We start from the raw sequence: 13,454 nt of genomic DNA on the forward strand, positions 1-13,454 counted from the left end.
AGGCCTTTATAATATGCTTATATAATTATCTAAACGCCATAATTAACGAATAATACCGCGCGTAGATTTTTCAAACAAATCTAAGAAACCTTGAAGAACTGGGAATGCTTCAATTTCTGTCTTTATCTCTTCTTTTGCTTCTTCTAACGTATTACCGTTACGGTAAAGCGCTTTATAAGCACGGCGAATAGCATGAATTTCAGGCTTTTCAAAACCACGGCGCTTTAGCCCTTCGATATTAATACCAAAAGGTTTACAGTGATTTCCTTGTGCCATAACAAAAGGAGGAACGTCTTGAACAACAACAGATGCACCGCCAATAAAGCTATGAGCTCCAACTGTACAGAACTGATGCACTGGAGATAATGCAGAAACAATCGCATAATCTTCAATAGTGACATGGCCCGCTAACGTTGCATTGTTACCCATGATGATGTTACTGCCAACAATACAATCATGCGCGATATGTACATTCACACAAAGTAAGTTGTCATTACCTACGGTTGTTACACCACGATCTTGAACCGTACCGCGATGAATCTGAACACTTTCACGGATAAAGTTACGATCACCAACAACGACTTTTGTTGCTTCACCGCCATATTTTTTATCTTGGCTTTCTTCACCAATAATCGCGAATGAAAAAATACGGTTATCTTTGCCGATTATCGTGTCACCTTTGATGACAACATGCGACATTACTTCTGTACCTTCTCCAATAGTTACATTGCCTGAAATATAACTAAATGGGCCAACAGATACATTAGCTTCAATAGTCACATCACCTTCAATAACTGCGGATGGGTGAATTTGAGCCGTTTCATGAATCATAATTAAAACTCTCGTCTCGCACATTTAAGTTCAGCAGAACATACGACAGCGCCATCAACTTTTGCGACACCATTAAATAGAGCAATACCGCGACGATCTTTAATGAATTCAACTTCAAGAACAAGCTGATCACCAGGCACTACTGGCTTACGGAATTTTGCTTTATCAATACTAGCAAAATAATACAATTCATTTTCAGCAGGAGCACCAAACGATTTAAACGCTAACAAACCCGTTGCTTGAGCCATAGCTTCAAGAATAAGAACACCGGGAAATATAGGCATTTGAGGGAAGTGACCCGTAAACTGAGGCTCATTAACTGACACGTTTTTAATCGCATGCAAGTACTTTTCTTCTTCAAAGTCGATTACGCGGTCAATTAATAAAAATGGGTAACGGTGAGGCAATAGTGCCTGAATCTCTGTAATCGTTAGTGTTTTATTTTCACGAGTCAAAATAGTATTCCTGTAAAACAATATCATATCTGAGTAATAGTGTAGCTCAAATAGAGTAATAATAGATAGACAAAGGCCTGCAAAATGCAGACCAATACTTATTAATTAGAATGTTGAAAAACTGAGCTTAATCAACCAGTTTTTTTTCTACCGCTTTCAAACGCTTATTCATATCATCAATTTTATGAACTCGTGTCGCGGTTTTACGCCATTCTTTATTCGGCTGAAGTGGAATACCAGATGAGTACATTCCCTTCTCAGAGATGCCTCTCATTACCATTCCCATGCCAGTAATCGTTACGCCATCTGTGATTTCAATGTGACCGTTAATAACCGAACCGCCACCGATGATACAATGTTTACCAATTTTTGTGCTGCCGGCAACAATAGTACCACCAGCCATCGCTGAACCAGATCCGATTTGTACGTTATGAGCGATTTGAATGTGATTATCAATAATTACATTACTTTCAATAATCGTATTATCAATCGCACCACGGTCAATTGCTGCATTTGCACCAATTTCCACATTATCACCAATAATAACAGTGCCTAATTGTGGGATCTTAACCCAAGTGCCACGATCGTTTGCATAACCAAAACCATCAGAACCAATAACAGTGCCAGCTTGTACTAAACAGGATTTTCCGATTTCAACTCGATGATAGATTGAAACATTAGCCCAAAGCTTGGTATTTTCACCTATCTTTGCTTCTTGTCCAATAAAACAACCAGAACCAATAATCGCTCCATCTGCAATCACCGCTTTTGACTCAATGACTGCATTGTGTCCAATAGCGACCCCTTTACCAATAATTGCATCAGCTGCAATATAAGCTGAAGGGGCGATATCCGTAGCTGGTGCAGGCGTTGTATCCAATGCCTGTGCAGCTAGAGCAAAGCCTAAATATGGGTCTCGCATTATTAATGCATTCGATTGGCAAAATTCAACATCTGCTTCTTTTACTATTACTGCAGATGCTTGGCACTCAGCTAACTGCTTACGATATTTTGCATTCGAAAGAAACGTAATGTCTCCTTCTCTTGCTTTATTCATCGAAGCAATCGAATGTACAATAACATCACCGTTACCATGAACGGTTGCACCTAATTTTTCTGCCAATTTAGCAAGCGTAATACGAGTCATATTCAACCTTATTTAATTGCTTTGATTACTTTTTCTGATAGGTTGTCTTCAGGTTGTGCCCAAAGTAGAGTTGCTGCATCAACAACCATATCGTAGCCTTCTTTGTTTGCTACTTTTTCAACTGTTTGTTGAACTTGCATGATTAGTTTCTGACGCTCTTCGCCTTGACGACGACGATTATCTTCATCTAATGCTTGAGCCTTCAGTTTATAATCTGATTGCAAAGACGCAATTTCACGCTCAAGTTTTGTTTTACCTGAATTACCAAGTAGCTCACCATCACGTTTAATCGTTTCTACTTTATCTTTGATTTTTGACTCTAAGCCACGAAGCTCATCGATACGATCTTTAAATTCTGCACGAAGCTTTTCTGAAATAGCTTCACCTTGTGGCATTTGCTGAACAATTTGAGCCATGTTTACATAACCAATTTTCGTTGCTGCTTCTGCTGCATTAGCGAAAAAAGAACCACTTAACAAAACGGTGCCTAAAGCGGCTGCTTTTACCAACTTATTCAAAATCATACCCTTATTTAATTATTGTAGTATCTACTATAGATAACATTTACATTAACACTTTTCTATTAGAGCATTCAATGCTTAGAAAGTTCGCCCGATGGTAAAACTGAAGAATTCTTCATCATCACCTTCATAAATCTTCACTGGTTTCGCAACTGAGAATACTAACGGCCCCATTGGTGACATCCATTGTAGTGCTGCACCATAAGATGAACGGAAATTCGTTGGATCAGAGTAATCATAATAATACTGAGCGCCGTCCATACCCGGTTTTGGATCTTTATAATCAAATTCCGTATCCCACACACTTGCCATATCAAAGAAAACACTGGTACGTATTTGACCTTGAGCCTCTTCACTTGCAAATGGGGTTGGTACAATTAGCTCAATACTTGCTAATGCGGTTGCATTACCACCAACAGAATCATCTGTTGCTTTATAATTAGGGTTATTCCCTACTGAGTTTTCATTATAAACCGCTTTTGGTCCTGCTGAGTTTGAACCAAAACCACGCAACGTTGTAAAACCACCTGCGTAAAAGTTCTCATAGAATGGATACAGGTTATCGTTACCGTCGGTCTGTCCATAACCATTACCATAGCCAACTTTACCACGCATTAATAAAGCGAACTCGTGCTTCTTAGTTAATGGGAAATATTGACGAGCTTCATATTGTGCTTTAAAGAACTGAGAATCTGAGTTTGGTGTTGTTATTTGATAAGAAGCACGTTGGTAGTTACCTGCTGTAGGGAAATACCCTTTGTTCAAGTTATTACGCGTCCATGATAATGTTACATCAAAATCACTAACAATCAGTGTTTGATCGGCTTCATCATAAGCTTCACCAACCGAATTCAAGTATTGTTCAATCTGCATATACATTTTAAGATTAGAGATCTTGTTATGCGTATAACCGACACCAATTTCAAAGTAGTTTAATTCATCAAATGGGAAACCCCACGTTAAATTACCACCGTAACTTTGGTTGGTATAATCGACGATACCAGCATTAGAGGCTTCAAATTCATTATAGAAAATCTTACCACCAAGACTGACACCATCTAGGTTCCAGTAAGGGTCACGATAATCTAAACTGATGTTCTTTTGATAATCGTTCATCATGGCTTTGATACCAACACGGTTACCAGAACCAATGAAGTTATCTTGTTGCAGACCAACTTGGAAGCTTACGCCTGATTCAGTACCATAACCAACACCGAAGTTAACACTTCCTGAGTTCGCTTCTTTAACTGAATAAATTAAATCAACTTGATCATCAGAGCCAGGAACACGTACGGTTTGAACATCGACAGTTTCAAAGAAACCTAGACGGTTCAAACGTGCTTTACCCGTTTCAATAGATTTAGAGTTTAACCAACTACTTTCCATCTGGCGCATTTCACGTCGTAATACTTCATCTTTTGTTGATGTGTTACCAACAAATTTAATATCACGCACATATATGCGATTACCCGCTTCAACATTTATAGCCAAAGATACGGTCTGATTCTCATCATCAAATTCAGGTATAGTTCGAACTTTAGGGTATGCATAACCCGCTTCACCTAGAATACGCTTTACACTTTCTTCTAAACGCGTAACTGCTGAGCCGTTATAAACATCACCATCTTCAAAAGTAACCAGTTTTTCAAACTCTTCTTTTTTACCAATAAGGTCGCCCTGGAATTTAACGCCATTGACAGTATAAGCTTCACCTTCTTTTACGGTTAAAGCGATATACACACCTTTTTTATCAGGAGAGATTGAGACTTGTGTTGAGTCTACTTGGAATTTTAAGTAACCACGATCAAGGTAATACGAACGTAATGCTTCAATATCACCCGCTAAAACCTGCTTCTGATACTTTTCATCCGCTAAAAAGTTCCACCAAGCAACATCAACATTTAGATTAAAACGGCTTAATAGCTGCTCATCAGTAAAGACTTCATTTCCAATAAAGTTAATTTGCTGAATTTTAGCGGAAACACCTTCAGTAAACACAAATTTTAAATCAGCACGATTTCGAGGTAACGGAGTAACAATGGCGTGCACTGTTGCATTGTATTTACCAACACTATAGTAGAAGTCTTCTAAGCCTTTCTCTATGTTACTTAATGTTGTTCTATCTAAAGCCTCACCTACTCGAACAGAAGACGCTTCTAAATTTTGTTGTAATTGTTCTTCTTTAATTGCTTTATTTCCAGAAAAGGAAATATTAGCAATCGTAGGACGCTCAGTTACTCGAATGAGTAACGTGCTCCCATCACGAAATACTTTTACATCTTCAAAGTTACCCGAGGCAAATAGAGCTTTAATTACCTGAGAGACATCTTGTTGGCTCATACTATCGCCAACACGGACTGGTGTTTTTAAAAGCGCAGCACCCAATGCTACACGCTGCAATCCCTCAAAGCGTATATCATCAATTACAAATGTTTCTGCGCTTTGTGCTGCTACACTGCTAAAAAGCAATGTAGCAATCAACAATTTTTTCATCGCCATAATACGTCTAATTATTCCTTGCTACTGCTTAAAGGCGCATAAAGTCGTTAAATAATGCAACAGCCATTAAAGACATAATAAGTGCTGTTCCTACTTTATAACCGATTTCTTGAACTCTTTCTGGTACGGGTTTACGTGTAATTCCCTCGATAGCAAAAAACAGTAAATGACCGCCATCCAATACCGGAAGAGGTAATAAATTGATAATACCTAAATTTACGCTAATTAAGGCTAAAAATCCTAAAAATGAAACAATACCATAATCCGCGGTGGCCCCTGCTCCTTTTGCTATAGAAATAGGACCACTTAGGTTGTTTAAAGCGACATCACCCGTGAATAACTTCTTAGTCATGGTTAATGTTAAATCTATAATATTGCCAGTTTTTATCATTGCTTTTTCTAACGCAACAATTGGACCATATTGTTTTTCATAACGATATCCTTCAGGCCACCCTTTAAACTCAGGTGAAACACCAGCAAAACCGATTAATTTACCTTCCGAATCCTCGCGGCTATCTGGTGTTAACGTCAATGTCGTATCAATGCCATCACGAATAACAACAATTGACATTGGCGCACTAGGATTGCCTTGAATTTCATCCACCATTTGCTGCCATTTGGATAATTCTTTACCGTTCACTGAAGAAAGAATATCCCCAATTAACATTCCAGAACGACTCGCGGCACTATTATCACTAACATTAGCTATCGTTAATGTTACTTCTGGTCGGTAAGGTCTAAAACCCAACGTTAGCATTGGTGAATCTTTTTCAGGATCGAATTTCCATGACGATAGATCCAAACGCTTAGTTACATCAACACCAATATTATCGCTGTCACTATAAGTTACCGTCATTGATTCATCACCAATATGAGAAACAATCGCCATATTAACCGATTCCCAATCCGAGGTTTTGATTCCTGAAATGGCTTTTAGTTCCACTCCAGATTCAATTCCTGCTTGAGAAAATATAGAGTTGTTTTCAACAGAACCAACTACTGGCTTTAATGCAGTCACCCCGATCATGAAAGCTAACCAACAAGCAAAAACGGCAAAAATAAAGTTAGCAATAGGACCCGCAGCAACAATTGCACTTCGTTGCCATAACGGACGATTATTAAATGCGTGTTTTTTTAATTCTTCAGGGACGTCATCGACTCGCTCATCCAGCATCTTCACATATCCACCTAAAGGGATCATTGAAATGCTGTATTCTGTACCGTCTTTGCCTTTTCTACTCCAAATAGATTTACCAAATCCAATAGAGAATTTTTCAACAATAACGCCACAACGGCGAGCTACCCAGAAATGGCCATACTCATGCACGGCAACCAAAATACCGAGAGCAATGATAAACGATGCTAAATTCCAAAGTAGTTCTGACATAGTTAAACCTTTTTAAGAGCCTCATCGGCATAATTACGCGCCATTCTATCTAGGTCGATCAGGCTTTCCAAGCTATCTAGCTCAAGGTTTTGGAAGTTTGCACATACTTTGTTCAAAACCTGCTCATTAATTCGAGTGATATCCGTAAAACCAATTTCATTGTTTAAAAATGCGGCAACCGACTGTTCATTTGCCGCATTCAATCCCGTTGTCGCATGCTGACCTGAGTAACACGCATCAATAGCTAATTTTAAGCAAGGGTAACGAGAGTAATCTGGTTCTAAAAAAGAAAGCTCTCCAATTTTAGTGAAATCAAGAGGTTCAACACCTGAACTAATACGCTCAGGGTAAGACATGGTACACGCTATTGGTGTTCTCATGTCTGGCAGTCCCATTTGAGCTAATACAGAACCGTCTTTATATTGGACCATAGAATGAATAACAGATTGAGGATGAATAATTACTTTTAGTTGCTCTTTTGTGGTGTTGAATAACCAACGAGCTTCAATGTACTCTAATCCTTTATTCATCATCGTTGCTGAATCAACGGATATTTTAGGCCCCATAGACCAATTAGGATGAGCAATTGCCATTTCTGGCGTCACTGACACTAATTCTGAAATATCAGTATATCGAAATGGACCACCAGAACCGGTTAATAAAATAGAACTCACACCATGAGCATCTAAATCACAACGCCCTAATTTCCTTTGAATTGATTCTGGTAAACATTGAAATATAGCATTGTGTTCACTATCAACAGGGAGTAATTCGGCCCCATATTTTTCAACAGCATCAATAAATAATTGACCCGACATCACCAACGCTTCTTTATTCGCTAATAGAATACGTTTGCCCGCTTTAACAGCAGACATGGTCGGTAGTAAGCCAGCAGCACCGACAATAGCAGCCATAACAGTATCAACTTCATCAAGTTGAGCAATATGGCATAGACCTTCTTCTCCAGAAAAAACGTCAGTTCTTATCGAGTTTGATTTTAGTTGGCGTTGAAGAGCTAAAGCAGAAATTGGATCGGCCATCGCCGCATATTTAGGTTGCCACTCACAACATAGTTCAAACATCTTTTGTACATTTGAACCCGCACCGAGAGCAACGATTTCAAATTGATGTGAATTTTGTTTTGCGACTGAAAGTGTACTACTACCAATAGAGCCTGTAGCCCCAAGAACGGTTAACTTGCGCATAATGAAGTGACCATGATGAAAGTAAGAAAGAAAAGCGGCAGATCATACTATCTGCCGTATTAAACCTATCATTTTTTATGTTGCTCTACGTAAAGAGCTGAAGAATGACTAAAAGAGATATAAAAATGCGAATACAGGAAAGGCAGCCGTTAAACTATCAATACGGTCTAAAATACCACCGTGCCCAGGAATGATAGTTCCACTATCTTTAATACCAGATGCTCGTTTAAACATACTTTCAACAAGATCACCAAGTACTGAAATAATGATGGTAGCAATAAAAATACCTAACATCGCAGCGGTACTATCAAATTTGATCTCAAAAGCGCTTGCCGCTCCCCAACCAATAATAATTGCAGTGATGATCCCGCCAATCAACCCTTCGATCGTTTTATTTGGACTAACTGCAGGTGACATTTTTCGTTTACCAAATGTTTTTCCAGCAAAATAAGCGCCACTATCGGCTGCCCATACAAACAGGCAAACTAACAGCACGAGTTTTGCCCCATAATAACCATCAAACGCATAGTTATCAGCACGAAGTAATAAAATACTCCATAAGAATGGGATCATCGTTAGCCAACCAAAAAGATGTTTTAAAAGTAGATTGTTTTGCCACATTTTTTTGCTGTTAGGAAAGGTAAGCACTAAGCCTGAAGCGATCAACCACCAAATCGAACCAACTAAGAGCATCATATAATGACTATCAGATGGGATTGCTAATTCAAGCGTTGAAGTAGGGAGAAATACAAATGAAGCCGCTAATGCAGCAATTGAAGGAATAATAGCTATATAACGAGATTTTGACTCAGTAAATTGAGTCCACTCCCAAAAACCAATCAATGTAATGGCCATAATCGCGATTAAAAAACCTTGCATTGGCAGCATGAAAATACCGGCAATAACTAGAGGAGCTAAAATAAGGGCTGTAATTATACGCTGTTTCAAACTTTATCGATCCTTTTCGTTCATAAGAGCTTGGATTTGCTCACCGGTACAACCAAATCGTCTTTCTCGACTAACAAACCAAGCAACTGCATTCGCTAAACTTTGTTCATTAAAATCAGGCCAATATTGGTCAGTGAAGTAAAACTCAGCATAAGCCATCTGCCATAACATAAAGTTACTGATCCGGCATTCACCACTGGTTCTTATCATCAAATCCACATCAGGCAAATCTGACATCGTCAGTTTCGAAGCGATCAATGCTTCGTTAATATTATCTGCCTGTAAATTACCTTGCTCAACTTGATAAGCAAGACGTTGCACTGCTTGGGTAATATCCCATTTTCCACCATAATTAGCCGCAATATTTAACACTAAACCTGAATTTTCAAGTGTTAATGCTTCTGCTTCTAAAATCTTCTTTTGAAGACGAGAGCTAAATTGAGAGGTATTACCTATAACACGCAACTGAATATTATTTTTATGAAGACGTTTTACTTCACGGGAAAGTACCGTGATAAACAACTCCATGAGAACACTCACTTCTTCTTCTGGACGACGCCAATTCTCACTGCTAAAAGCAAACAGAGTAATGGCATTAATCCCTAATTTACTGGCCGCTGATATGGTTTTTCTTACCGCATCAACCCCAGCCTTATGACCAAATACACGAGGTTTACCCTGAGCTTTTGCCCAGCGCCCATTACCATCCATAATTACCGCAATGTGTTTTGGCAATATATCTAATGATAAGGCTTCTGTGTGAATGTGATTGGTCATATAACTCCCTTAAAAATAAAAGCGCTGATGTCTGCACATAGCGCTTCTTACAGTGTTCATCGCCGTCATCATACCACTAAAAATAGATAAAAATCAGCCTGAACTATGAGTAATAAAAGTAAATTATACTTCCATTAACTCTTTTTCTTTAACAGCAAGTACATCATCAATATTTTTAACAGCGATGTCTGTTAGTTTTTGAATCTCGTCTTGTGTTCTACGATCATCATCTTCTGAGATTTCTTTATCTTTAAGAAGCGCTTTAATATCACCGTTTGCATCACGACGAATATTACGAACGGCAACACGACCATTTTCAGCTTCACCACGTACAATCTTAACAAGACTTTTACGACGTTCTTCAGTTAATGGTGGAAGTGGTACACGAATTACCGTACCCGCAGACATAGGGTTTAAACCCAGATCAGACATCATGATCGCTTTTTCAACAAGACCAGCAAGTTCTTTGTCAAAAACAGTAATTGCAAGAGTACGAGAATCTTCAGCAATGATGTTAGCTACTTGGTTGATTGGTGTTCTTGCACCATAATACTCAACACTAAGACCAGATAGAAGGCTTGGGTGAGCACGACCTGTACGAATTTTTAACAGGTTATTTTTCAGTGCTTCTACGCTTTTTTCCATACGCTCTTGAGCGTCTTTTTTAATTTCGTTAATCACAACTTCACCTTAAATGTTATTTTATTACAGACAATTATTCAGCACTGCTGATTAAAGTACCTTCTGCCTCACCCATTACTACACGACGTAATGCACCAGGTTTGTTCATATTAAACACACGAATTGGCATTTTGTGGTCACGAGCAAGAGTAAACGCTGCTAAGTCCATAACTTTTAATTCTTTTTCAAGAACTGTGTTGTAATCAAGTTTATCATATAATTCTGCATCAGGGTTAGATACCGGGTCAGCAGTGTATACGCCATCAACTTTGGTTGCTTTTAATACAACATCAGCTTCGATTTCAATACCACGTAAACACGCAGCTGAATCTGTCGTAAAGAATGGGTTGCCTGTGCCTGCAGAGAAAATCACTACGCGGCCTTGACGAAGTTGAGCGATAGCGTCAGCCCAGTTGTAATCGTCACACACGCCTTTTAGAGGAATCGCAGACATAACACGAGCATTAACATAAGCACGATGAAGCGCATCACGCATAGCAAGGCCATTCATTACCGTTGCTAGCATACCCATGTGGTCACCAACAACACGATTCATGCCTGCTTCAGCAAGACCGGCTCCGCGGAAAAGATTACCGCCACCAATAACAACACCAACTTGAACACCAAGTTCAATCAGTTCTTTTACTTCCTGAGCCATACGCTCAAGAGTTGCAGGGTCAATACCAAAACCCTCTTCGCCTTGAAGTGCTTCACCACTAAGTTTTAATAGAATACGCTGATATACTGGTTTCGGGTTCGTCGTCATGGTTCTTACCTTTTCACTAAGAGTTGTCGAAATAACTGTAACCTTTTGATATTAAGTCAAAAAAAACAAAAAGTTACAACTATCATTTGCCTATTGATTAAATCTTTATGTCGCATTCACAAAAAGACCGCAGCAAAGCCACGGTCTCTTTTTTCAACAATACGTAAGGATTAACCTTTTTGTACTGCTGCTACTTCGTCAGCAAAGCTCATTTCAGCCGCTTTCTCGATACCTTCACCAACTTCTAAACGTACGAAGTTAGATACTGATGCGCCTTTTTCTTTAAGAATGTCAGCAACAGTTTTCTTAGGTTCCATGATGAAAGCTTGACCTGTTAGAGAAACTTCGCCTGTGAATTTCTTCATACGGCCGATAACCATTTTCTCTGCGATTTCTTGAGGCTTGCCTTCGTTCATAGCGATTTCTACTTGAACTGCTTTTTCTTTTTCTACAACGTCAGCTGGTACGTCAGATGGGTTAACGTATTCAGGCTTAGAGGCAGCAACGTGCATAGCGATGTGCTTAAGTGTTTCAGCATCGCCTTCACCAGCAATAACAACACCGATTTTCTCGCCGTGACGGTAAGAAGCTAGTGCAACGCCTTCAACTAGTTGAACGCGACGGATGCTGATGTTTTCGCCAATTTTAGTAACTAGAGCGATACGAGCATCTTCAAATTTAGCTTGAAGAGCAACGATGTCGTTTAGACGTTCTGCTAGAGCAACTTCTGCAACTTCGTTAGCAAATCCTAGGAAACCAGAATCTTTAGCTACGAAATCAGTTTGACAGTTAACTTCAAGAAGAACGGCTACGCCAGCTTCTTCTTTAATGATGATTGTCCCTTCAGCAGCGATGTTGCCTGCTTTCTTAGCCGCTTTTGCTGCGCCAGATTTACGCATATTTTCAATTGCTAATTCGATGTCGCCTTCAGCTTCAACAAGTGCTTTTTTACACTCCATCATGCCAGCAGCAGTACGTTCACGAAGTTCTTTAACTAGAGCAGCAGTTACAGTTGCCATTCTCAATGCCTCAATATAAATAGATTTAAAGTTAAAAATCAGGGGCCAAATTGGGCCCCTGCTAACTATTTTTAGTTTACTACGAAACTAAAAGACTCACTAGGAGCAAATAATAATTCGACGAGTCGAAAATTACTCAGCTTCTACGAAACCGTCTTTTTCAGCTACAGCAGCTGCAACGTCTTGGTTACGACCAGACTTTACAGAATCAGCAGCAGCGTTCAGGTAAAGTTGGATAGCGCGGATTGCGTCATCGTTACCTGGGATAATGTAGTCAACGCCATCTGGGTTTGAGTTAGTATCAACAACAGCAAATACTGGGATACCTAGGTTGTTTGCTTCTTTAACTGCAATGTGCTCGTGATCAGCATCGATAACAAATAACGCGTCAGGAAGACCGTTCATGTTTTTGATACCACCTAGAGATTTCTCTAGTTTTTCCATGCTACGCGTACGCATTAGCGCTTCTTTCTTAGTGATTTGCTCGAAAGTACCATCTTGAGCTTGCACTTCGTATTCTTTTAAACGCTTGATAGATTGGCGAACAGTTTTAAAGTTAGTAAGCATGCCGCCTAACCAACGGTTGTTCACGTAGTACTGGTCACTGTTGATTGCAGCTTCTTTAACAGCTTCAGATGCAGCGCGCTTAGTACCAACAAAAAGAACTTTACCTTTTTTGTTACCGATTTTAGCAAGTTCTGCTAAAGCTTCGTTGAACATTGGTACCGTTTTTTCTAAGTTGATGATATGAACTTTATTACGAGCACCAAAGATGAATGGCTTCATTTTTGGGTTCCAGTAACGAGTTTGGTGACCGAAGTGAACACCAGCTTTAAGCATATCGCGCATTGATACAGTTGCCATTTGAGAATTCCTCTGTTATTGGGGTTAAGCCTCCACATATCCCGCTAATAATCCGACCCTAACTAATTGATTAAATAATCAAAAAATTGAGCACCCCAGACTGCGTGACGATATGTGTGTGATTTAAGATAAAAGTATGTAGATTTGGTAGGCCATTGTATCAAACAATAGTTAACTAATCCGGCGCGCTTTATATCATAAAAACGTTGTTAAAATCTACTACTTTCAATAAATTCATTCATAACCAGACAAAAATTAGGTATTACTTTTCATTCCACTCATGTTGAAAGATAAACACAGCCTAGGTAAACTAAGAACAATTATCGTTTAAACTAGAACGATTTATTCTAGATA

Annotated in this window: 13 protein-coding genes; all 13 read right to left on the minus strand. The window is 39.1% G+C overall.

Annotation, left to right across the window (positions count from 1 at the left end; genetic code table 11):
• Positions 1–42 precede the first annotated feature (42 nt).
• The 13 genes from lpxA to rpsB all read right to left on the minus strand — a co-directional run bounded on the left by lpxA (position 43) and on the right by rpsB (position 13,100).
• The gene (gene lpxA, locus VSAL_RS12625; protein WP_012550903.1) at positions 43–831 is read right to left on the minus strand and encodes an acyl-ACP--UDP-N-acetylglucosamine O-acyltransferase; all 789 of its coding nucleotides are present in this window, start codon (positions 829–831) and stop codon (positions 43–45) included.
• 2 nt (positions 832–833) lie between these two features.
• Positions 834–1,286: a 3-hydroxyacyl-ACP dehydratase FabZ gene (gene fabZ, locus VSAL_RS12630; protein WP_026025362.1), complete on the minus strand. Its 453-nt coding sequence runs from the start codon at positions 1,284–1,286 to the stop codon at positions 834–836.
• A gap of 127 nt (positions 1,287–1,413) precedes the next feature.
• Entirely contained in the window at positions 1,414–2,433 is a 1,020-nt protein-coding gene (gene lpxD, locus VSAL_RS12635; RefSeq protein ID WP_012550905.1) for a UDP-3-O-(3-hydroxymyristoyl)glucosamine N-acyltransferase, read from the minus strand.
• Positions 2,434–2,441: 8 nt separating this feature from the next.
• Positions 2,442–2,957, minus strand: a complete 516-nt coding sequence (locus VSAL_RS12640; protein ID WP_012550906.1) for an OmpH family outer membrane protein — start codon at positions 2,955–2,957, stop codon at positions 2,442–2,444.
• Positions 2,958–3,032: 75 nt separating this feature from the next.
• A complete protein-coding gene (bamA, locus tag VSAL_RS12645; RefSeq protein WP_012550907.1) occupies positions 3,033–5,453 on the minus strand; it encodes an outer membrane protein assembly factor BamA in 2,421 nt (806 codons plus the stop codon).
• A gap of 28 nt (positions 5,454–5,481) precedes the next feature.
• Complete coding sequence (gene rseP, locus VSAL_RS12650) at positions 5,482–6,840, minus strand: sigma E protease regulator RseP (RefSeq protein ID WP_012550908.1); 1,359 nt, start codon at positions 6,838–6,840, stop codon at positions 5,482–5,484.
• A 2-nt stretch (positions 6,841–6,842) separates the two neighbouring features.
• Positions 6,843–8,045 (minus strand): 1-deoxy-D-xylulose-5-phosphate reductoisomerase, encoded by a 1,203-nt coding sequence (gene ispC, locus VSAL_RS12655; RefSeq protein ID WP_012550909.1) that lies wholly within the window; start codon positions 8,043–8,045, stop codon positions 6,843–6,845.
• Positions 8,046–8,153: 108 nt separating this feature from the next.
• Positions 8,154–8,993 carry a phosphatidate cytidylyltransferase gene (locus VSAL_RS12660; protein WP_012550910.1) on the minus strand — a complete coding sequence of 280 codons (840 nt, stop codon included), beginning with the start codon at positions 8,991–8,993 and terminating at the stop codon, positions 8,154–8,156.
• A 3-nt stretch (positions 8,994–8,996) separates the two neighbouring features.
• Positions 8,997–9,758: an isoprenyl transferase gene (locus VSAL_RS12665; protein WP_026025364.1), complete on the minus strand. Its 762-nt coding sequence runs from the start codon at positions 9,756–9,758 to the stop codon at positions 8,997–8,999.
• 135 nt (positions 9,759–9,893) lie between these two features.
• The gene (gene frr, locus VSAL_RS12670; RefSeq protein ID WP_012550912.1) at positions 9,894–10,451 is read right to left on the minus strand and encodes a ribosome recycling factor; all 558 of its coding nucleotides are present in this window, start codon (positions 10,449–10,451) and stop codon (positions 9,894–9,896) included.
• Positions 10,452–10,485: 34 nt separating this feature from the next.
• Positions 10,486–11,217, minus strand: coding sequence for a UMP kinase (gene pyrH / locus VSAL_RS12675; protein WP_012550913.1), 732 nt, complete (start codon positions 11,215–11,217; stop codon positions 10,486–10,488).
• A 170-nt stretch (positions 11,218–11,387) separates the two neighbouring features.
• Positions 11,388–12,236: a translation elongation factor Ts gene (gene tsf, locus VSAL_RS12680; protein ID WP_012550914.1), complete on the minus strand. Its 849-nt coding sequence runs from the start codon at positions 12,234–12,236 to the stop codon at positions 11,388–11,390.
• A 132-nt stretch (positions 12,237–12,368) separates the two neighbouring features.
• Positions 12,369–13,100, minus strand: coding sequence for a 30S ribosomal protein S2 (rpsB, locus tag VSAL_RS12685; protein WP_012550915.1), 732 nt, complete (start codon positions 13,098–13,100; stop codon positions 12,369–12,371).
• Positions 13,101–13,454 lie beyond the last annotated feature (354 nt).

The organism is Aliivibrio salmonicida LFI1238 (assembly GCF_000196495.1).
Classification (GTDB): domain Bacteria; phylum Pseudomonadota; class Gammaproteobacteria; order Enterobacterales; family Vibrionaceae; genus Aliivibrio; species Aliivibrio salmonicida.